Origin of the sequence: Shewanella chilikensis, from assembly GCF_002836945.1 — a bacterium.
GTDB classification, from domain to species: domain Bacteria; phylum Pseudomonadota; class Gammaproteobacteria; order Enterobacterales; family Shewanellaceae; genus Shewanella; species Shewanella chilikensis.
Map to the genome: position 1 here is coordinate 1 of NZ_NIJM01000039.1, position 21,999 is coordinate 21,999.

Sequence of the window (21,999 nt, forward strand, 5' to 3'; positions counted from 1 at the left end):
CTGGCTCACCTGGAAACCGGCAAGCAGGTGAGCCAGTACTTCCTCTTCGCCCAGATCCTGCTGCTTGAAGCGCACGGTTGCACCATCATCGGCGGCAGACTTGAGCTCGGCTTCATCCTGAATGGTGAAGGGGGCAGGGGCATTGCCTTGCTTGAGCCATTCGGTCATTTGCACTTCAATCGGTGTCTTGGTACTCATTGGCACCACAGGCAGGCTGCCGAGCGCTTTACGCAGCAAGGCCAGCAGTTCTTCGGCCTTGGCGGCGCTGGAGCTGTCTACCAGGATCAGTTGCTCATCCAGCAGCAACAGAGCCTTGATTTGGCTGCGACGGGAGAAGGCTCTTGGCAACAGAGTGGTGGTGATTTCATCCTTGAGCGCATCTTTCTCTTTCTTGGTCAGCTTGCGGTTTTCTTCCTCTTCCAGCAGCGACACCTTTTCTTCCAGCGCTTCCTTGATGACCTGAGAAGGCAGCAGCTTCTCCTCTTTGGTGGCACAGATTAGGTGACGGTTGTTGGCGCTGTGAACCAGGGTGTGCCCCAGTTTGCCCAAAGCCTTGGAAAAACCGAACTTGCTGATGTCCTGACTGGAGCAGGGAGAAAAGGTGAAACCCTCAAGGGCAGTCTCCAGTGCCTCTATATCGGTAGAAAATGGTTTGTTGAAACGATATACGGTGAGATTTTTAAACCACATGACAGGCGCTCTTTGAAAAATAAAGCCGCAGTGTAAGGCATGAAATCCTCAAGGTAAACCCGCCCCGTTAGCACAGATTTTTCAACCCGGGAAAGATTTAACCAAAATGTCATATGGCGTATTGCTTGTCGCTAGCCCCCGTGGTTAAGGGCTTTGGCCTTTTTTAAGGAGACTCTAAAGGCATAATGAATCCGGCAGGTTAAAAGATGAAATAAAACTGCAACAGACTCGTTGCACACTTTCGCTCGTTCCAAACCAATAACCAAGACGAAGAGAACGTCGAAAGGAATTAATGATGAATGCATTTTGCAAAACACTACTCGCTTCAGCCATAGCTTCAGTCTCTCTGGCCTCTGCCCACGCTGCCGAGCCGCTGACCGTTTACGGCAAGTTGAATGTTACTGTTCAGTCAAATGACGAAGCTGCTGCTGACGATTCTGAAACCGCGGTTCAAAGCAATGCCTCTCGTTTTGGCGTGAAAGGCGAATTCGATCTGGGTAACGATCTGGCTGCATTCTACACAGTGGAATATGAGGTAGATACAGGTAATGATGCCAAAGATAACTTTTTGGCTCGTAACCAGTTTGTTGGTTTGAAAGGTAACTTCGGTGCTGTCTCTGTGGGTCGCAATGACACCATGTTGAAAGTCGCTCAAGGTAAAGTTGACCAGTTCAACGACCTGTCTGGTGACCTCAAGAGTCTGTTCAAAGGGGAAAACCGTATTGAACAAACTGTAACTTACCTGTCACCTTCATTTGGTGGTTTCAAAGTTGGTGCCACTTATGCTGCGGAAGCTGCCAAGTCACAGGGTGGTGAAGATGGGTTCTCTATTGCTGCCATGTACGGTGACAAGGATCTGAAAAAGAGCGCAGTATTCGCCTCTGTTGCCTATGACTCAGAAGTTAAAGGCTATGATGTCCTGCGTGCTACAGTGCAGGCCAAGTTGGCCAACTTCGTTCTGGGTGGTATGTTCCAGCAGGAAGAGAAGTCTGTCGATGGTGACAGCAAGAACGGTTACCTGCTGAGCGCGGCGTACAAGATTGATGCGGTGACTCTGAAAGGTCAGTGGCAGGATATGGAAGATAAGGGTGATTCCTGGTCTATCGGTGCTGACTACAAGCTGGGTAAGCCGACCAAGCTGTTTGCCTTCTACACCAATCGCTCCATGGAAAATGTGGATGATGATGACAAGTACATAGGTGTTGGTCTGGAGCACAAGTTCTAAGTCAGGCCCTGATGCATTGAAGGAGAACCTGGGCTCAGTGTTGAGCATTTAAACCAGGATCTTATGAAAAAGCTGAAAATCCGATGACCAATGTCATCGGATTTTCTATTTCACGAAGCAGCCTTCATATCAACCGCGCAACAGGCACATTTGCTCGGTGAAATCGTTGTTTCAAGTTGAGCTGAAAACTGAAATTCAAAGGTTTAGTTTGCCAACGCCTTGAGTTTATAGATTAGGTCCAGCGCCTCTCTTGGGCTGAGTTCATCCGGGTTCAGCCTGCCAAGCAGAAGTTCAAGCTCAGATGGCGGTGTTTCCAGTTGCAGTGTGGCCTGTGCCTGAACATGGGGGGCCTGACCGTGATCGCGACTTTCAAGTTGTTGAAGTTTCAATTTGGCGGCCTTGATCACTGAGGCCGGAACACCAGCCAGTGAAGCAACCTGCAAACCATAGCTCTTGCTGGCGGCCCCCTCCTGCACTGCGTGCATAAAGACTATGCTGTCGCCATGCTCCATGGCATCCAGATGCACATTGGCAACCTGGGGCATCAATTCTGCCAACTGAGTCAGCTCGAAATAATGGGTGGCAAACAGTGTCATGGCGCCGAGTCGCTGGGCCAAATACTCTGCCGCCGACCAGGCAAGTGACAAGCCGTCATAGGTGGAGGTGCCGCGGCCAATCTCATCCATTAGCACCAGGCTCTCTGCGGTCGCATTGTGGAGAATATTGGCCGTTTCTGTCATTTCCACCATAAAGGTGGAGCGGCCCGAGGCCAGATCGTCCGAGGCGCCGATACGGGTGAAGATCCTGTCAACAGGCCCCAGAATCGCCTTGTCTGCCGGCACAAAGCTGCCGATATGCGCCATCAGGGTGATCAGTGCCACCTGACGCATGTAAGTGGACTTACCGCCCATATTGGGGCCTGTGACCACCAACATTCTACGCTCAGGGCTAAGGGTTACCGGGTTGGCGATAAAGGGAGCCTGGCTGACTCGCTCAACCACTGGGTGACGCCCGGCTTCAATATGTATGCCCGGCTTATCGCTCAACTCAGGTTGGTGGTAGTTGAGGCTGTCGGCCCGCTCGGCAAAGTTGCTCAGTACATCTAACTCGGCCGCTGCCATGGCAAAGGCCTGCAGTTCGCTGAGCTTGGGTAGCAAGAGATCGAACAGTTCGTCCCAAAGCTGTTTTTCCAGTGCCAGCGCCTTGCCCTGACTGGAAAGCACTTTCTCTTCATACTCTTTCAGCTCGGGGATGATATAGCGCTCGGTGTTTTTCAATGTCTGGCGTCTTTGATAGCTCAGGGGCACCAGTGCCGATTGTCCACGGGAAACTTCAATATAGTAGCCGTGTACCCGGTTGAAACCGACTTTCAGGGTGGCTATTCCAGTTTGTTCTTTTTCCCTGACTTCCAACTGTTGCAGATAGTCACTGGCGCCTTCACTGAGGCGGCGCCATTCATCCAGTTCGGCATGATAACCATCGCGGATCACGCCGCCATCACGAATGAGTACCGGCGGGTTGTCGACAATCGCCCGCTCCAGCAGCGCGAGCTCTTCAGGGAATTCACTGAGCTGGCGTTTCAAACGGCCAAGCTCGGGGCTTTGGGTGTTTGCCAATAGTTGCTGTAGTTGCGGCAACAGCGCCAGCGCTTGTCGCAGACGGGCAAAGTCTCTAGGGCGGGCGCTTCTCAGGGCCAGGCGCGCCATGATCCGCTCCACATCACCAAGCGCCTTGAGGTCGTCATGTAACGGTTCGAACAGGCCGCTGGCAATCAACTCTGCCACCGCGGTTTGCCGCAGGCCTATCTGTTGATGATCCCTGAGTGGCTGATGGATCCAGCGCTGTAACATCCTGCTGCCCATGGGGGTGGCGGTTGCATCCAGCACAGAAGCCAGAGTATTGTCCCGGCCACCGGCAAGATTCACTGTCAGTTCCAGATTCCGCCGGGTGGCGGCATCCAACACTATGCTGTCGCTCTGATTAAAGCGGGTAATGGCATTGATATGGGGCAGGGCGGTGCGCTGGGTATCTTTGACATACTGCATCAGGCAGCCGGCGGCCTGCAGTGACAGCCTGGCGTCTGTTATGCCAAAACCACGCAGATCTTTGGTGCCGAATTGATCCAGCAACAATCGCATGCTGGTATCCAAGTCAAACTCCCACTCGGGACGACGGCGTTTGCCCTTGATGCCGGCAATCAGGCTTTGTTGGGAAAAGTCTTCGCTGTAGAGCAGTTCGGCCGGTTTGGTGCGTTGCAGCTCGGCCTCCAATGATTCAAGGGTGGCCAGTTCGGCAATCATAAAACGGCCAGAGGCAACATCCAAGGTGGCGTAGCCAAAACCGTTCTTGCCTTCGTAGACGGCGGCCAGCAGGTTATCCTGACGTTCTTGCAGCAGCGCTTCATCGGTGAGGGTTCCGGGAGTCACTATGCGCACCACTTTGCGCTCGACCGGCCCTTTGGATGTGGCCGGATCACCAATCTGCTCACAGATGGCAACCGACTCACCGAGCTGCACCAGCTTGGCGAGATAACCTTCCACCGCATGATAAGGAATACCCGCCATAGGAATAGGATCGCCACCACTCTTGCCTCTGGCCGTCAGTGAAATACCCAAGAGCTCGGAGGCTTTTTTGGCATCATCGTAAAACAGCTCGTAAAAGTCCCCCATGCGATAAAACAGCAGCATTTCGGCATGCTGCGCCTTCATCGACAGATACTGGCGCATCATAGGGGTGTGTTTTTCCAAATCCGGGTTATCCATAGGCGTAATCACTGCATTCATGGGAGCTTTCAGATATTTCCTTGACTGTGTTTCCAAGAGCGGTTGCCCTTTTTCAATGGCGCCAATAGTATCAGTTATTCATCACTGAGCCAGTCGTGGGCGGGGAAATTTTACGCCTTCGGTTACAAGTGATTGATCAGCAAGCGGCCTTTAAATAAATTATCGCCAGCACTTGATACTGTATGATTGTACAGTATACTAGGTGGCAGATTGGTATTTAGCCCAAAGCTCTGGATAAAGGGGCGGCAACATAGATTTCAGGCGAAGCATTGCGTCGCAATTAAGAGGGAACAGGAATGAAAATAGATCCAAACAAAGAGAAGGCGTTGAACGCAGTTCTGGGACAGATAGAGAAGCAGTTCGGTAAAGGTTCTATCATGAAACTGGGTGAAGACAGAACCATGGATGTCGAAACCATCTCTACCGGTTCGCTTTCTCTGGATGTGGCTTTGGGGGCCGGTGGTCTGCCAATGGGTCGTATCGTTGAGATCTATGGTCCTGAATCTTCTGGTAAAACAACTCTGACACTGGAAGTGATTGCCGCGGCGCAGCGTGAAGGCAAAGTCTGTGCCTTTATCGATGCCGAACACGCGCTGGATCCTATCTATGCCAAGAAACTGGGTGTGGATATCGATAATCTCCTGTGTTCTCAGCCAGATACGGGTGAACAGGCGCTGGAGATCTGTGATGCGCTGACTCGCAGTGGCGCCGTCGATGTCATCATTGTTGACTCAGTGGCGGCGCTGACGCCCAAGGCTGAAATCGAAGGTGAAATCGGTGATTCCCACATGGGTCTGGCGGCTCGTATGATGAGCCAGGCAATGCGTAAGCTTGCCGGTAACCTCAAGCAGTCCAACACTTTGCTTATCTTCATCAACCAGATCCGGATGAAGATTGGGGTCATGTTCGGTAACCCTGAAACCACCACTGGTGGTAACGCCCTTAAGTTCTACGCCTCAGTTCGTCTCGATATCCGCCGTACAGGCGCTATCAAAGAGGGTGATGAGGTTGTTGGTAACGAAACCCGGGTTAAAGTGGTTAAGAATAAGATTGCCGCCCCCTTCAAACAAGCCGATTTCCAAATTCTCTATGGTCAGGGTATCAACCGTACCGGTGAGCTGGTTGATTTAGGCGTAGCCCACAAACTGGTGGAAAAATCCGGTGCCTGGTACAGCTACAAGGGTGACAAGATAGGTCAAGGCCGCGCTAATGCAGGTAAGTACCTCAAGGAACACCCTGAAGTGGCAGCCGAAATCGAAGCGGCACTGCGTGCCAAACTGCTCAGTAAAGCAGAAGCGGCTCCTGCCAGCGCCGAGACAGGTGAAGGCAATATCGACTTGGAAACCGGAGAAGTCTTCTGAGCCAGTCGGTAATGGATGTTGCGGTCGCGCTGTTGGCGCGCCGCGACTATGGCCGCGAGCAACTCAAGAGCCGCTTACTGGGCAAGGGCTTTGAGTCGAGCGAAGTTGAACAGACTTTGGATAGTCTGGAAGCCAAAGGTTTTATCGATGATCAGCGTTTCGCTGCAGCCTTGCTGCGCAGCCATATTGCCAAGGCCCACGGACCGGGAAAAGTACGTCAGGCACTGATGCAAAAGGGCTTAAATAAACAATGTATCGAACAAGTCTTGGATGCCAGTGATTGTGACTGGTTTGCCTTGGCCCGCACGCGCGCGCTGAAGAAATTCGGCGATAGTCCCGCAGATGATATGAAAGAAAAAGCTCGCCGAATTCGTCACTTGATGGGGCAGGGCTTTAGTTATGATCAAGTGGCATACGCCCTTGAATATGACCCTTATGACTGATTTTTCTCTATCACTAAAGCTCCTTTCATAACCAAGTTTAATACTGCCTAATCTCTGTGACTGACTTCATTTTACAAGCCCAAGCTTCACTCTTATTAAGTTGTTAGTTCTTGTGCTTGTCGCCTATGGTTATATATCCCGCTAAAGCCGCTATATCTTGGTTTACTGGCGCAGGTTTTTATATCCGCTGAGTAATTCAACATCTATGGCAAATAGCATTTGCCTGCCCAGGTAATCCGGTTTCGGCTTATGCCGCTAATGCTCTCTGTACCTCGGCTGTATCAGGCATCATACCCTGCGCAATCTAATTGGTATTCTGGCGCTGCATGCTTATAATGCTTGGCAAAAGAGCGCTCGAGTGGCCGGGCCAAGCACGCCTTTAGACCACTTTTTATACATTATTCAGGCTTAAGTAACTCAGGACGATTTATGTACCAAACCACAGCAGCACTTAGAAGTGCTTTCCTGGAGTTTTTCCGCAAGAATGGCCATCAGGTAGTCGACAGCAGTTCTCTGGTGCCAGGCAATGACCCCACTTTGCTATTTACCAACGCCGGGATGAACCAGTTTAAAGACGTATTCCTCGGTATGGACAAGCGTAGCTACAGTCGCGCTACCACTTCGCAGCGTTGTGTTCGCGCCGGTGGTAAACATAACGACCTGGATAACGTGGGTTATACGGCCCGTCACCACACCTTCTTTGAGATGCTGGGTAACTTCAGCTTTGGTGATTACTTCAAAGAAGATGCCATTCGCTTCGCGTGGACCTTCTTGACTGAAGAGCTCAAGCTGCCCAAGGAGCGCCTGTGCGTTACCGTTTATCAATCCGACGATGAAGCCTTTGATATCTGGAACAAGCAGATAGGTGTTCCCGCCGAGGACATTATCCGTATCGGCGACAACAAAGGTGCACCTTATGCTTCAGACAACTTCTGGCAGATGGGTGATACAGGCCCTTGTGGTCCTTGTACTGAAATTTTCTATGACCATGGTGATCATATCCCAGGCGGCCGCCCAGGTACGCCGGAAGAGGATGGCGACAGATTTATTGAGATCTGGAACATAGTCTTCATGCAGTACAACCGTCAGGCCGATGGCGTGATGGAACCTCTGCCTAAGCCATCTGTTGATACAGGTATGGGGATAGAGCGTATTGCCGCCATTCTGCAAGGCGTGCATTCCAACTATGAAATTGACGTGTTCCGCACTCTGATTGCCAAGACGGCCGAGATCATCGGCGTGACAGATCTGGAAAATAAATCCCTTCGGGTTATTGCCGATCACATCCGCTCTTGCGCCTTCCTGATTGCTGATGGCGTAATGCCATCCAATGAAGGTCGGGGCTATGTGCTGCGGCGTATCATCCGCCGCGCCGTGCGTCATGGTAACAAGCTGGGCGCCACAGATACCTTCTTCTACAAGTTGGTGCCCGCCTTAATTGATGTGATGGGTGATGCGGCCAAGGGCCTGAAGGCGACCCAAAACATAGTGGAAAAGGCGCTGAAAGCCGAAGAAGAACAGTTTGCCCGTACACTTGAGCGTGGTCTGGGTATTTTGGATGCGGCTCTGTCTGAGCTCAAGGGCGACACTCTGGATGGTGAAACCGTATTTAAGCTCTACGATACCTATGGTTTCCCTATGGATTTGACCGCCGATGTTTGCCGCGAACGTAATATCAAGGTCGATGAAGATGGTTTTGATGCGGCGATGGCCGAGCAGCGTAGCCGGGCTCAGGCCGCCGGTCAGTTTGGTGCCGATTACAACGCCGGGCTGAAAATTGATGTCGACAGTGAGTTCTGTGGTTACAGTGAACTCAGCGGTAAGGGCAAGGTTATTGGCATCTATGTCGATGGTCTGGCGGTCGATACGCTGGATGCCGGTCAGCAAGCGGTTATTGTGCTGGACAAGACTCCATTTTATGGCGAGTCAGGCGGCCAGGTAGGCGATAAGGGCCAATTGACAGCCGAAGGTTTGCTGTTTGAGGTGAGTGACACCCAAAAGTATGCTCAGGCCACAGGTCATATCGGCCAACTGAGCCAAGGCAAACTGACTCTGGGTCAGGAGTTGCTTGCGCAAGTTGATAAGAAACTACGCCATCGCACCCAACTGAACCACTCAGTGACTCACCTGCTGCACGCCGCACTGCGTCAAGTATTGGGTGAGCATGTGACCCAGAAAGGTTCATTGGTGGAGCCTGAGCGTCTGCGTTTCGACTTCTCTCACTTTGAAGCGGTTAAGCCTGAAGAGCTCAAAGCGGTTGAAGATATGGTCAATACCCAGATCCGTCGTAACCACGAGCTGAAAACGGCTGAGATGGACATAGAGCAGGCTAAAGCCAAGGGCGCCATGGCCCTGTTTGGTGAGAAATACGACGCCCAGGTTCGGGTTGTAACCATGGGTGACTTCTCGATTGAGCTTTGTGGTGGTACCCATGTGGGCCGCACCGGTGACATAGGCCTGTTCAAGATCACATCAGAAGGCGGTATTGCCGCCGGCATTCGCCGTATTGAAGCGGTCACAGGTGCTGCAGCCATGGCCTTTGTGGCCGAGCAACAGCAAGAGTTGAGTGATGCCGCTAACTTACTGAAGGCCGACAGTCACTCAGTGGTCGCCAAACTTAAGGCGCAGTTGGAGCGTAGCCGCCAATTGGAAAAAGAGATTGCTCAGCTCAAAGATAAACTGGCCGCCGCTGCCAGTGCCGATATGGTTTCCGATGCTCAGGAAATCGCCGGAGTCAAGGTGTTGGTGAAACAGGTCGAAGGTATTGACCCTGGTTCTCTGCGTGGTCTGCAAGATGAGCTCAAGCAGAAGCTACAATCTGGCGTAGTGGTGCTGGGTCTGGCTCATGGCGACAAAGTAAACCTTATCGCCGGGGTGACTAAGGACTTGACCGCCAAGGTGAAGGCCGGTGAATTGGTGGCCATGGTGGCCGCGCAGGTTGGTGGCAAGGGCGGTGGCCGTCCCGATATGGCCCAAGCCGGTGGTAGTGAAGTTGCCAACTTGCCTCAGGCATTGGCATCGGTAACGCCCTGGCTGACTGAACGTCTGGCATAATTTCGCCACCAACGAGGTCTATGTGACACAAGAAGTACGTTCAGGCAGTAACGAGCGACTGTATGTCAAAAAGTTCGGTGGCACCTCGGTGGGCTCGATTGAGCGCATCGAGGTGATTGCCGAGCAGGTTGCCAAGGCGCAACTGAGCGGCGAGCATCAGGTGTTGGTGCTCTCCGCCATGGCCGGTGAAACCAACCGCCTGTTTGCGCTGGCGGGGCAGATTGACCCTGAAGCCTCGGCGCGGGAGATGGATATGCTGGTCTCCACCGGCGAGCAGGTGAGTATTGCCCTGATGGCGATGGCACTGGCAAAACGTGGCGTCAAAGCCAAGTCGCTCAACGCCGCTCAGGTGCAAATCCATACCAATAGTCAGTTTGGCCGTGCCAGTATCGAACGAGTGGATGTTCAGTACCTGCAGGAGTTGCTGGCCCAGGGAATTATCCCGATAGTGGCTGGCTTCCAGGGGCGGGATCAATTCGGGGAAGTGACCACTCTTGGCCGTGGTGGCTCGGATACCACGGCGGTGGCTTTGGCTGCGGCGCTTAAGGCGCAGGAATGTCAAATTTTTACCGATGTGGCCGGTGTTTATACCACAGATCCCAATATCGAGCCGAGCGCCCAGAAGCTCGATGCCATCAGCTTCGAAGAGATGCTGGAGATGGCTCGCTTGGGCGCCAAGGTGCTGCACCCGGATTCAGTCTCTTATGCCGAGCGCTTTCGGGTTCCCTTGCGGGTGCTTTCCAGCTTTGAGCCCGGCAGTGGCACATTGATCCGTTTCGATGCCTGTGAAGACAAGCGTAATCAAGTGGCCGGTATCGCTTGCAGTAAAGGGCAGGCGATGCTGAGTCTGAGCCGCTCTGACGATTCACCAGACCCTTTTGCGGCAGTATTTTCACTGCTGGCTGAAAACGGTGTTGAAGTGGATCTGGTGACCAAGGCGGGGATGGATGACGGCGTTAGTTTTACTATGGATGCCGACAGGCTTTCTTGGGCGCTAAAGGTCCTTGATGAGGCGGCTCTTGGCCTGTCGTTGGGGCCATTGATGTTTGAAAAATCCCTGGCCAAGGTCTCTGTGATAGGTGCCGGCGTGCATCGCAGAGCCGAGGCAACCGCCAAGGTGTTTGATATCTTGGGGAATGAAGGAATTCATGTTAAGTTGATGGCAACATCAGAGATAAAGCTGTCTTTGGTTATTGATGAAGCGGATTTATACAGGGCAGTTCGAGTTCTACATCACGCTTTTGAACTAAATAAGGTGTAATTAAACAACGGATTTAGTATTGAATACTATTAATTTGTACTAAGCTCACCTTATAATAATGGTTACGACGGATGAGCGCCGTGTGTAGAAAATATGGAAACTAGAGGAGCAATCGAATGCTGATTTTGACTCGTCGTGTTGGCGAAACACTGATGATTGGTGACGAGGTCACAGTGACAGTGCTGGGTGTGAAGGGGAATCAGGTACGTATAGGTGTGAATGCACCCAAAGAAGTTTCTGTGCACCGTGAGGAGATTTATCAGCGTATTCAGTCTGAGAAAACCGGAACCCCTTCTGAAGGTGGTAACTTCTGAGACAACACAAAGTGAACCTCCGTCAGGAATAGAAGAGTCAGTTTTTAAACTGGCTTTTTTATTTTCTGGCGCCGGAAAACCCTTGATAGCACAGGATTTGCGCGTTATTTAGGTCAGGTGATTAAAAACAGGACAAACGGAAAAGGTTTAGGAAAAAGGGTTTGACTTATTTTCTTCAAACAGTAATATGTGCGCCAAGAAAACGGAGAGGTGGCCGAGTGGCCGAAGGCGCTCCCCTGCTAAGGGAGTATGGGCTTTATCTCCCATCGAGGGTTCGAATCCCTCCTTCTCCGCCATTTCTTAACGTAAAATATGCGCATGTAGCTCAGCTGGATAGAGTACCTGGCTACGAACCAGGCGGTCGGAGGTTCGACTCCTTCCATGCGCACCAATTTACGCGGAGAGGTGGCCGAGTGGCCGAAGGCGCTCCCCTGCTAAGGGAGTATGGGCTTTATCTCCCATCGAGGGTTCGAATCCCTCCTTCTCCGCCATTCTTTACTATACTCTGAGAGCCAAGCTTTCTGAGTTCCGGATTAAGCGCATGTAGCTCAGCTGGATAGAGTACCTGGCTACGAACCAGGCGGTCGGAGGTTCGACTCCTTCCATGCGCGCCAAATAGCAAAGAAGTAAGACGCCCCGCAATCGCGGGGCGTTTTGCTATCTGACTCTTACCCGCTTGTAATTACTTTCCTGTGGCGTCTTATCCGAAAACTTGTCCGCGGAAATACAGATTCGCTTGAGTCTTGTGATAAAGCCCGCCTCTATAGTTCAACATCTGCCTTGCTTATTGTATCGCTGTCGCTTCAGGCTGTGGCTGTGAGCCGGGGTCTATTGATTTTTAAGGGGAGCCATCACGGACAACTTAATCGCTGGAAGCGAACTTATCGGATCAAACTGACGGCTTTCCATTTATATTCATGATACCTCTATGCTGAAACTCTTTCGCCTTACAGACATTCTATATCAGTTTTACTTCATGTTGACCGGGTTGTTGTCTTTTCCTTAAAAAATCAAGATGAATATTTATGAATCATCATCCTCATTGAGATTTTATTGATTTATTTTGGTATGACCAATTTACATTGGTGGGGGTTATTTGTTATAGATTGGTTATTGCTTTTGACCTAAGTCACATAGTCTGGCAGAGGCAGGCCTGCTAGGCTAAAACATCTAATGACTGAAAATCACATTTTTTAGCATATTTATTATTGGTGTACGCTCCCGAGATTGTGAGCGTTATCGCCCTAAGCAAGTCATAGACAGGAAAATGCCTGCCAATCTGTTAACAAAATGAGGAAGAGATGATGTCGCTTTCTGAGCAACTCTTGGAAGCAGTGGGGATTATGCTGCTCGGTATGGGGCTGGTTTATCTGTTTTTGGGGCTGCTGATCTTGGGGCTCAGAATATCGGCCCGCTATTTGGCACCCAGACCCAATTTGGAACAGAGTCAGCCACAAACTCAGGGCATGGGAGGCGCGCAACCCACAGTTGTGCCCCAGACCGGTGCGCCTACGCCGCAACAGTTGGCAGCTATTAGCTGTGCCATTCACCAATATCGCAAACAGGCTTAACTGCCGTAATCTGATGGATAAGAAAGATGAGTAAAGCTTTAGCATTAACCGACGTTGTCCTGCGGGATGCTCACCAATCATTATTGGCAACCAGAATGCGTATCGACGATATGTTGCCAATCGCCGCCAAGTTGGACAGTGTTGGCTTTTGGTCCCTGGAGTCTTGGGGCGGTGCTACCTTCGATGCCTGTATCCGTTATTTGGGGGAGGATCCCTGGGAGCGGATCCGGGCGCTGAAACAAGCCATGCCCAACACCCCGCAGCAGATGTTATTGAGAGGGCAGAACTTGCTGGGTTATCGCCATTATAGTGACGACCTGGTGACTCGGTTTGTGGAGCGCGCCCATGAGAGCGGGGTCGATGTATTCCGGGTGTTCGATGCCATGAATGATGTGCGCAACTTGCAAGCCGCGCTGAAAGCCGTGATTGATGTCGGTGCCCATGCCCAGGGCACAATTTCTTACACCACAAGCCCAGTACATACACTGCAAACCTGGCTGACCATGGCCAAACAGCTGGAAGATATGGGCTGCCATTCACTCTGTATCAAGGATATGGCCGGTTTGCTCAAGCCGATGGAGGCATTTGAGCTAATAAGCCGCTTGAAGTCGGAAACCGATCTCTTGATCACCATGCAGTGCCATGCCACCACAGGGTTATCGACTGCCACTTATCAAAAGGCGATTGAGGCCGGGGTCGATGTGCTGGATACGGCCATCTCTTCCATGAGTCAAACCTATGGTCACAGTGCCACAGAAACTCTGGTAGCCATGGTTGAAGATACCGATAGGGCGACAGGCTATGACTTAGCGCTGCTGGAGGAGATTGCTGCCTATTTCCGTGAAGTCAGAAAAAAATATGCCCGTTTCGAAGGGGCACTAAAGGGCATAGATTCACGCATTCTGCGGGCTCAGGTGCCGGGGGGCATGCTGACCAATATGGAAAACCAGCTCAGAGAGCAGGGCGCCGAGGATAAGCTGGATCTGGTGCTCGAGGAGATCCCAAGAGTGCGGGAAGATCTGGGTTTTATTCCACTTGTGACCCCCACCTCCCAGATTGTCGGTACTCAGGCAGTAATCAATGTGCTGATGGGCGAGCGCTATAAGTCGCTCACCAAGGAGACGGAAGGCGTGCTCAAGGGCGAATATGGCGCCACCCCGGCCAAGGTAAACAGTGAATTGCAACAGCGGGTGTTGCAGGGGGCCGAGCCTGTCAGTTGCCGTCCGGCCGATCTGCTCGCGCCTGAGCTTGAACATCTGCGGGCCGAACTGGCCGAAAAAGCGTTGGCACAAGGCCTGAGCCTCAGCGAAGAGCGCGACGATGATGTGCTGACTTATGCACTGTTCCCGCAAATTGGCCTGCAGTTTATTAAGAACCGTGGCAATCCTGCGGCATTTGAACCCAAGCCAGAGTTGGAAGCTCCTCAGCCACAAGCAACTCAAACCAAGGCAGGTGGTCGTCAGCCGGAGGTTTATACCGTGGATGTACAGGGGCAGCGCTTTGTGGTGCAGGTCAGTGAAGGCGGTGATATCAATCAGATAGCGCCTTTGCCGGTGGCAGAGCCCCAGGCCTCCCCTGTGCAGGCTCCTGCTGTCTCTGGCCCGGAACTGGAGATGAGCGCGCCGCTTTCCGGCAATATCTTTAAGGTACAGGTGGTCGCCGGAGACAGCGTTCGCGCCGGTGATGTCGTTATCATCCTCGAGGCGATGAAGATGGAAACTGAGATCCGGGCTCAGGCCGATGGTGTGGTCAGTCGTATTCTGGTCAAGGAAGGCGATGCCGTCAGCGTTGGTACCAAGCTGTTGGCGCTGGCCTAAGGAGCGATTATGGATGGTTTACTCGCTTTTTGGTCCGCGACGGGAATAGCGCATTTTACCTGGCCACAGGCCTTGATGATGTTGGTTGGCGCCTTGCTGTTGTATCTGGCAATAGTACGCAAGTTTGAGCCATTGTTACTGCTGCCCATCGGCTTCGGCGCCATTTTGGCCAATATCCCCAACGCAGGTTTTACCGAGGAAAATGGGCTGCTCTACTATGTTTATCACGTGGGCATAGATACCGGCATTTTTCCGCTACTGATCTTTATGGGGGTCGGAGCTATGACAGATTTCGGTGCCCTGATAGCCAACCCCAAGACGCTATTGCTGGGCGCGGCCGCTCAGTTCGGGATCTTCGCCACCCTGATTGGTGCGATAGCCCTGAACCTGGTACCCGGGTTTGAGTTCAGTATGCAGGATGCCGGTGCCATTGCCATTATAGGCGGCGCCGATGGTCCAACGGCCATTTTCCTCGCCTCCAAACTGGCGCCTGATTTGTTAGGCGCCATTGCGGTGGCGGCATACTCCTACATGGCCTTGGTGCCGCTTATTCAGCCTCCCATCATGCGAGCTTTGACCACGGAAGCCGAGCGGCAGATCAAGATGGAACAGCTACGGGAAGTCAGCAAGAAGGAGAAGATTATCTTCCCCCTTATGGTGCTGGGAATGACTATATTGTTTTTGCCGACAGCGACTCCCCTGGTGGGCATGTTCTGTCTCGGAAACCTGATGCGCGAATCTGGAGTGGTGGATAGACTTTCCAACACGGCGCAGAACGAACTTATCAATATCGTCACTATTTTCCTCGGATTGGCGGTGGGTTCCAAGCTCTCGGCCGAGCAGTTTCTTCGGGTCGAAACGCTGGGGATCTTGCTGCTCGGGGCGGTGGCTTTCAGCATTGGCACCGCTGCCGGGGTCTTGATGGCCAAGCTTATGTGTAAACTCAGTGGCGGCAAGGTCAACCCCTTGATTGGTGCCGCCGGGGTCTCGGCTGTTCCCATGGCCGCCAGGGTGGTGAATAAGGTTGGGCTAGAGGCCAATCAGCAAAACTTCCTGTTGATGCACGCCATGGGCCCCAATGTGGCCGGTGTGCTGGGCAGTGCGGTCGCTGCCGGTATTCTGCTGGCGGTATTGGGCAACTGAGTGCTTTAAGCGCTGAATAGCTGAGTGCCATGACGTTAAAAAATAACCGGCGTAGCCAGTGGCCGCGCCGGTTATCGGTTTTAAGGCTTGCTAGCGGGCAATCTGCAACGCGCGGGTTTTGGTGCTCTCTGGGTTAGCTCAAGCAATCATTTCAAAGGCTCATTTCAAGGGCTTATCAAAAGCTCAGGCCGTCAGCCAGATGGCCAGTGACAACAGGGCTATCAAGGTGCCACTGACGCCAATTATCCAAATAAAACCGCGTTTCCCCTGCGCCAGAGGGACTCTATTAAAGTGTAAAAATGCTATCCAGAATAGGGACAGGATAATAGGCAGAAACAAAAGACGGGCCATGATTGCTCACTATTCAAAGAGATATGGCTTAATCATAGACTGGGATGCTTACGGAGTACCAGTCAGATGCTTTAATATTGCTCGCTGCAATGCCTTTATCCGCCAGCACCTGAATTAACATCTGCCTCAGTTTCTTGGCTTGGGCAATGGATTACTCGACTTGCGGCAGACTCAGCTGGGCAAGGGCGCCATTTTCTTATATCTTTCAGCACTAAAAAATCAGTATTTATCCATTTATCTTTAAAGTCCGCCTGGCCGGGCCTTTGATTCAAGCAGTATGCAGGAAGGTATCATATGTGGGAACTCTGGCTGATGTTCAGCGGCGCTTTTTTGGCGGCGACATTGCTGCCTGGAGGCTCGGAAGTCTTGTTGCTGGCTTTGCTGGACAAACAGCCGGAGATGGCATGGTCGCTGCTGCTTAGCGCCACTATAGGCAACACCTTGGGGGCCTTGAGCAGTTATCTACTTGGGCTCTTGGGGCGCAAGGCGATCACGCCCGAGCAACTCGACAGCGGTCGCCACAAGCAGGCGCTGGCGTTGCTGAAGCGCTACGGCTATTGGGCCTTGTTACTTTCCTGGGTGCCGCTGATTGGCGATATTCTGTGCCTTTTAGCAGGTTGGATGAAACTTCCTCTTACAAAATCCACTCTGATGATTTTGACAGGCAAGGGCCTGCGCTATTTGATAATTGTGTTGTTGGCTTTAGAGTGGCTGCAATGAGTTTTTTGAGTTTGGTTTCCGGTTGAAGGAGTAACATTTTGAAGAAATGGTTATTGGCGGCGGCGATTTCGGCCGCATTGGCGGGTTGCTCAGTGCAAACCGACACAGGATTGGCTGAGGTTTCCTCGGTACAACTGCCGGCAGGAGTGACTCTCATCGAGTCGGTCACCCCCAAGGCCGGTGAAGTCGGTATCCCTTACAGCAAGTATCGCTTGGCCAACGGCCTAACCGTGATACTGCATCAGGACAATTCTGATCCTCTGGTGCATGTGGATGTGACCTATCATGTGGGCTCGGCCAGAGAGCAGGCGGGGCGCAGTGGTTTTGCCCATCTGTTTGAACATATGATGTTCCAGGGCTCTGAAAATGTGGCTGATGAACAGCATTTCAAGATAGTCACCGAAGCCGGCGGCACCTTGAACGGCACCACCAACACAGACCGCACCAACTATTTCGAAACTGTTCCCAGTAATCAGTTGGAAAAAATGCTTTGGCTGGAGTCGGACCGCATGGGCTACCTGCTTCCGGCCCTGACCGACAAGAAATTTGAAGTGCAGCGGGAAACCGTGAAAAACGAACGGGCCCAGCGCATCGATAACCGTCCTTACGGGCGGATGAATGAACGCTTCAATCAGGCGTTTTATCCCGCCGGTCATCCTTATTCCTGGCCTGTTATCGGTTGGCCCGAGGATCTCGACCGCGCCACGCCTGATGATGTAAGACACTTCTTCCAACGCTGGTACGGCCCCAACAATGCCACCCTGACCATAGGCGGTGATATAGATACCGCGCAGACATTAGCCTGGGTCAGCAAGTACTTTGGCGATATTCCCAAAGGGCCTGAGGTGGCGACCGATGCCAAGCCTTTGGTAACGCTGGACAAGACTCGCTATATCTCGATGGAAGATAAGGTCCATCTGCCACTCATCCGTATGGCTTTCCCAACCGTTTATGCCCGTCACCAGGATGAGGCCGCGCTGGATCTGCTGGCCAATATTCTCGGCGGCGGCAAGACCTCGCTGGTTTACAAGAATCTGGTGAAAGATGGTTATGCGGTGCAGGCCGGGGTCAGTCATCCTTGCCAGGAGCTGGCCTGTCAGATGTCCATCTACGCTTTGGCCAATCCGGCCAAGGGCGGAGCACTGGCGCCGATAGAGGCCAAGATCCGCGAATCGATCGCCGAATTTGAACAGCGGGGCGTCACAGATGAAGATCTGCAGAAGGTCAAGGTGCAGTTCCGCGCCGACAGTATCTTCTCGCTGCAGAGTGTCTCGGGCAAGGTGTCCAATCTGGCCTATAACCAGACATTCGCCGGTGATCCCAATCAGATAGCCAAAGATTTGGCCCGCTATGATGCTGTGACCAAAGAAGATGTGATGCGGGTATTCAAGCGCTACATCAAGGATAAGCCCAGTGTGGTGATGAGCGTTGTGCCCATGGGCGCCAAGGCGCTGGTGGCCAAGGCCGATAACTTTACCCCGCCTGAGCCCAGGGTTGCCGCCGAAGCGGTTGCCGGGTTGCAGCAGGCAGTAATCGCCAACAGCAGTTTCGATCGCAGTAAGATCCCCGCTGCCGGCAAGGCGCCCTCCATGCCGGTGCCCAAGCTTTGGTCGGCCCAGCTGAACAACGGTATCAGTGTCATGGGCACCGAAAGCCATGAAACGCCTACTACCGAGCTGGTCATCTATCTCAACGGCGGTCACAGACTGGTGCCGGTGGAAAAGGCCGGGCTCGCCGGTTTGACTGCGGCCATGCTCAATGAGTCCAGCGCCAAACGCAGCAGTGAAGAACTGGCCCAGGCGTTGGAGCTGCTGGGATCTTCCGTGGTGTTTGACAGTAGCGGCTATCAAAGCAGCATCCGGATCTCAGCCTTGACCGAAAACCTGGATAAGACCCTGGCAATAGTCGAAGAAAGGCTGTTTGAGCCAGGCTTCAAGGAAGCCGATTTCGAGCGGGTAAAACAGCAACAGTTGCAGAGTCTGCAACATCTGGCATCGGATCCAAACTATCTGGCCGAAGAGGGGTTCAGCAAGTTGCTGTATGGCAGCCAGACCAGTCTCGGTGTCAATGATAACGGCACGCTTGAGAGTGTCAGCCAGCTGACGCTCGATGATATCAAGGCTTTCTATAAGGAGCAGTATCGTGCCGGCAACGCCCAACTGGTGGCGGTAACCGATCTGCCACGCGATCAGCTAATCGGCAAGCTAAAAGGATTAGAGCCTTGGGGCGGCCAGGCAGTGTCTCTGCCGGCCTTGAGTGAGCTGCCCGAGAGCAAACCCGGAGTGGTATTCCTTATCGATAAGCCGGGAGCGGCCCAGTCGGTTATCAGCATAGGCAAGCGCGCCCTGCCTTACGATGCCACGGGCGACTTCTTCAAGGCTTACCTGATGAACTATCCCTTGGGCGGCGCTTTCAACAGCCGTATCAATCTTAATCTCAGGGAAGATAAGGGCTACACCTATGGTGCCCGCAGCTTCTTCAGCGGGGGTATTGAGCAGGGCTACTTCAAGGCGGGCGTCAGCGTTCGCAGTGATGTCACCGACAAGGCGCTGGCCGAGTTTATCAAGGAGCTTAAGGCTTATCATGATAAGGGGATGACGACACAAGAGCTTAGCTTTATGCGGGCTTCTATTTCTCAGGGGAAGGCACTGGATTATGAAACGCCTTACCAAAAGGCCGGTTTTATCCGCATGATCCAGAAGTACGGCCTGAGCGATGATTTTACCGCCCGTCAGGATGAGATTATCAAGGATGCCACGCTAGACAGTCTCAATGAACTGGCCAAAGAATGGTTGGACCCTGCAAGCATGCAGATATTGGTGGTCGGGGATAAAAATCTTATCGAACCCGGGATTAAGGCAATGGGTTATTCAGTGATCAATCTGCCCTTGTAAAACGGCCACTTTGACCCCATATTGTTCTTAACCGCAGCGGGTTACGACTCGCTTGCCACTATGCAAGGCGGTGATGCTTGAAAGAGCATCACCGCCTGTGTCTTTTAAATTACACTTGCCTGAAAGGCCGCTTAGGCTTTATTTTTGGGCAACCGTCACACAGAGCAGTCCTGTGCCTTTTGGTGCTGATACCAAAAGATGAAAGCGGAGCAGGTATGCCCGGGTCTATTGGCCAGATAAAGGCTTAGGCCGCCAAGCAGAGAACAAGAATTTGAAGTCATTTACCGAATCTGTCGCAATGCTCAAAGGAGCCGAAGGTCGCGCCGCAATTAAGGATATGCGCCGTGGGATTGAGCGAGAAGCCTTGAGAATTGATGCCAGCGGGCACCTGGCTATGGATGGTCACCCCAAAACCTTGGGCTCGGCCCTGACTCACTCGAGGATCACAACCGATTACAGTGAGGCGTTGCTTGAGTTCATTACGCCTGTTACCCACAGCATAGATGAGCTGCTGACCGGTCTCACAGAAACCCATGCTTTTACCCTTAATCAGCTTAAGGGACAACAGCTTTGGCCTGTGAGCATGCCTTGTTATGTGGGTGACGAGAAAGATATTCCCATTGCTCAATATGGCAGTTCCAATGCGGGGCGGATGAAGACGCTTTATCGTAAGGGCTTGACCTACAGATACGGCGCCTTGATGCAGATCATTTCAGGGGTGCACTTTAACTTCTCGGTTTCTGATGAGCTTTGGGATCTGCTCTATGCCCAGAGCGATAAGTCTGTTTCCCGTTGTGATTTTATCTCGGAACGTTACTTCGGCCTTATCCGCAACTACCGCCGTTTGGTGTGGGTGTTGCCTTATCTGTTTGGTGCTTCGCCGGCGTTGTGCCACTCTTTCATCAAAGAGCAGCAGACAGAGCTGGATTTTGAAAAGATGGGCCGTGGCACCCTGTATCTGCCCTGGGCCACCTCACTGAGAATGAGTGACCTGGGTTACACCAACAAGGAGCAGGAGCGGCTCAGTATCAGTTATAACTCGCTGGCCGATTATCTCAAGGGGATCCGTGCCGCCATCAAGATGCCTTCGGACAACTTTGCCAACATAGGGGTGAAGGTTGATGGCGAATATCGCCAGCTCAACGCCAATGTGTTGCAGATAGAAAATGAGTTCTATGCCCCCATTCGCGCCAAGCGGGTGACCCGTAGCGGTGAAAAACCCTCCGAGGCGCTGGCGAGAGCCGGGGTGGAATATATCGAAGTGCGGGCACTGGATGTAAACCCCTTCAGTGCCATAGGTATTGAAGCCTCTCAGGTACGTTTCCTGGATCTGTTCCTGCTCTACTGTCTGCTGAGTCCCTCGGCGACCACTGATGCCGCCGGTGAGCAGGAGATAGCCGCCAACCTCAAGGCCGTGGTGCTGGAAGGGCGTAAGCCCGGCTTGATGCTGAGTCAAAATGGTGTGCCTGTGGCGCGCGAGCAGTGGATGCTGGCACTGTTTGCCGAGCTGCAGCAGTTGGCCAAGCTGCTCGATGGTAAGGATGACGACCAATATCAGCAGGCGCTGGCCAAGTGGCATCAAGCCGTTATCGACCCGAATGAAACCCTGTCTGGGCAGGTGATGAAGACCTTGGCGGAAAAGGGGCTGGATCACGGCGCTTGGGTAATGGCATTGGCGAAAGAATATCAGCAGCAACTGCTGGATTATCCGCTGAGTGCCGCGGCGCTGGCTTCCTTTGAAGCTGAAGCACAGGCCTCAATCGAGAGTCAGTTGCAGCTGGAAGCCGCAGATCGTTTGAATTTTGATGATTTTCTGGTTCAGTACTTTGCCGATGAACCAGCCAAGGAAGCAGTCAGTCAGTGAAGTCTTTGTTGTTAATCTCGGCCGCAGCTGTGTTGCTGTCGGCCTGTGCCAGTGCTCCTGAGCCCGGGCGCGAATGTGGTACGGTTTCAGGTTATCTGGAGCCGGATCGGGAGCAGCAGTTTTATCGTCTGGTGGTCACCCATCTCGATGGCCAACCTGTGATCTCCAAACCCAACTATCAGTTACCACCGGGTGAACACAGCTTTACCGTCTCTGAGCTGATAGATTCACCTGAGCTCAAAGTGCGACTGTCGGCCCGCACCCCCAAGGAACTTAAGTTGCAGGTGGAAGCCGGACAACGTTATCACCTGGCGGCCAAGTTCAATACCGACCGGCGCTATACCGGCAAAGATACCGGCTACTGGGAGCCAGTAGTTTGGCAGCAGGAAGTTCATGAATGTGAACTGCCTAAGACGCAATAAAGCTCACTTTTTCAGAGGCTCAGGTTGCATTTGATGTTTGACTCGGGCGACACTGGGCCCAAGTTCAACCAAAGGCCTGGCCTTTG

General features: G+C 52.6%; 16 protein-coding genes and 4 tRNA genes. 17 read left to right on the top strand and 3 right to left on the bottom strand.

The window, feature by feature from the left end:
• On the bottom strand, positions 1-690 hold a 690-nt coding region (rdgC, locus tag CX651_RS14220; RefSeq protein WP_101056575.1), incomplete at its 3' end, for a recombination-associated protein RdgC.
• Positions 691-982: 292 nt separating this feature from the next.
• Here rdgC and CX651_RS14225 point away from each other — a divergent pair.
• Positions 983-1,915 carry a porin gene (locus CX651_RS14225; RefSeq protein WP_039034397.1) on the top strand — a complete coding sequence of 311 codons (933 nt, stop codon included), beginning with the start codon at positions 983-985 and terminating at the stop codon, positions 1,913-1,915.
• 203 nt (positions 1,916-2,118) lie between these two features.
• Here CX651_RS14225 and mutS read toward each other — a convergent pair whose 3' ends face one another.
• Positions 2,119-4,677, bottom strand: a complete 2,559-nt coding sequence (gene mutS, locus CX651_RS14230) for a DNA mismatch repair protein MutS (RefSeq protein WP_373296864.1) — start codon at positions 4,675-4,677, stop codon at positions 2,119-2,121.
• Positions 4,678-4,994: 317 nt separating this feature from the next.
• Here mutS and recA point away from each other — a divergent pair, with 317 nt between their 5' ends.
• The 12 genes from recA to CX651_RS14290 all read left to right on the top strand — a co-directional run bounded on the left by recA (position 4,995) and on the right by CX651_RS14290 (position 15,662).
• Positions 4,995-6,059, top strand: a complete 1,065-nt coding sequence (gene recA, locus CX651_RS14235; protein WP_039034396.1) for a recombinase RecA — start codon at positions 4,995-4,997, stop codon at positions 6,057-6,059.
• An 11-nt stretch (positions 6,060-6,070) separates the two neighbouring features.
• Positions 6,071-6,502 carry a regulatory protein RecX gene (locus tag CX651_RS14240; RefSeq protein ID WP_101056576.1) on the top strand — a complete coding sequence of 144 codons (432 nt, stop codon included), beginning with the start codon at positions 6,071-6,073 and terminating at the stop codon, positions 6,500-6,502.
• Between the two features lie 429 nt (positions 6,503-6,931).
• A complete protein-coding gene (gene alaS / locus CX651_RS14245) occupies positions 6,932-9,556 on the top strand; it encodes an alanine--tRNA ligase (protein ID WP_101056577.1) in 2,625 nt (874 codons plus the stop codon).
• Positions 9,557-9,578: 22 nt separating this feature from the next.
• On the top strand, positions 9,579-10,817 hold the full coding sequence (locus CX651_RS14250) for an aspartate kinase (protein ID WP_101056578.1): 1,239 nt from the start codon (positions 9,579-9,581) through the stop codon (positions 10,815-10,817).
• Positions 10,818-10,933: 116 nt separating this feature from the next.
• Complete coding sequence (gene csrA / locus CX651_RS14255; protein WP_025011666.1) at positions 10,934-11,131, top strand: carbon storage regulator CsrA; 198 nt, start codon at positions 10,934-10,936, stop codon at positions 11,129-11,131.
• Positions 11,132-11,335: 204 nt separating this feature from the next.
• Positions 11,336-11,427, top strand: a tRNA-Ser gene (locus CX651_RS14260).
• 18 nt (positions 11,428-11,445) lie between these two features.
• Positions 11,446-11,522: transfer RNA gene (locus CX651_RS14265), tRNA-Arg, on the top strand.
• A gap of 8 nt (positions 11,523-11,530) precedes the next feature.
• Positions 11,531-11,622 (top strand) — tRNA-Ser (locus CX651_RS14270).
• Between the two features lie 46 nt (positions 11,623-11,668).
• A tRNA-Arg gene (locus CX651_RS14275) sits at positions 11,669-11,745 on the top strand.
• Between the two features lie 687 nt (positions 11,746-12,432).
• Positions 12,433-12,702, top strand: a complete 270-nt coding sequence (locus CX651_RS14280) for an OadG family transporter subunit (protein ID WP_101056579.1) — start codon at positions 12,433-12,435, stop codon at positions 12,700-12,702.
• Between the two features lie 26 nt (positions 12,703-12,728).
• Positions 12,729-14,519, top strand: coding sequence for a sodium-extruding oxaloacetate decarboxylase subunit alpha (gene oadA / locus CX651_RS14285; protein WP_101056580.1), 1,791 nt, complete (start codon positions 12,729-12,731; stop codon positions 14,517-14,519).
• A gap of 9 nt (positions 14,520-14,528) precedes the next feature.
• The gene (locus tag CX651_RS14290; protein WP_101056581.1) at positions 14,529-15,662 is read left to right on the top strand and encodes a sodium ion-translocating decarboxylase subunit beta; all 1,134 of its coding nucleotides are present in this window, start codon (positions 14,529-14,531) and stop codon (positions 15,660-15,662) included.
• A 183-nt stretch (positions 15,663-15,845) separates the two neighbouring features.
• Here CX651_RS14290 and CX651_RS19995 read toward each other — a convergent pair whose 3' ends face one another.
• Positions 15,846-16,013 (bottom strand): hypothetical protein, encoded by a 168-nt coding sequence (locus CX651_RS19995; RefSeq protein WP_167388646.1) that lies wholly within the window; start codon positions 16,011-16,013, stop codon positions 15,846-15,848.
• 294 nt (positions 16,014-16,307) lie between these two features.
• Here CX651_RS19995 and CX651_RS14295 point away from each other — a divergent pair, with 294 nt between their 5' ends.
• The 4 genes from CX651_RS14295 (at position 16,308) to CX651_RS14310 (ending at position 21,913) form a co-directional block, all read left to right on the top strand.
• Positions 16,308-16,733 carry a YqaA family protein gene (locus tag CX651_RS14295; RefSeq protein ID WP_101056582.1) on the top strand — a complete coding sequence of 142 codons (426 nt, stop codon included), beginning with the start codon at positions 16,308-16,310 and terminating at the stop codon, positions 16,731-16,733.
• Positions 16,734-16,771: 38 nt separating this feature from the next.
• A complete protein-coding gene (locus tag CX651_RS14300) occupies positions 16,772-19,627 on the top strand; it encodes a M16 family metallopeptidase (RefSeq protein ID WP_101056583.1) in 2,856 nt (951 codons plus the stop codon).
• 298 nt (positions 19,628-19,925) lie between these two features.
• The gene (gene gshA, locus CX651_RS14305) at positions 19,926-21,491 is read left to right on the top strand and encodes a glutamate--cysteine ligase (protein WP_101056584.1); all 1,566 of its coding nucleotides are present in this window, start codon (positions 19,926-19,928) and stop codon (positions 21,489-21,491) included.
• Positions 21,488-21,913 carry a hypothetical protein gene (locus CX651_RS14310; protein ID WP_101056585.1) on the top strand — a complete coding sequence of 142 codons (426 nt, stop codon included), beginning with the start codon at positions 21,488-21,490 and terminating at the stop codon, positions 21,911-21,913. Before gshA ends, CX651_RS14310 begins: the two co-directional genes overlap by 4 nt.
• Positions 21,914-21,999 lie beyond the last annotated feature (86 nt).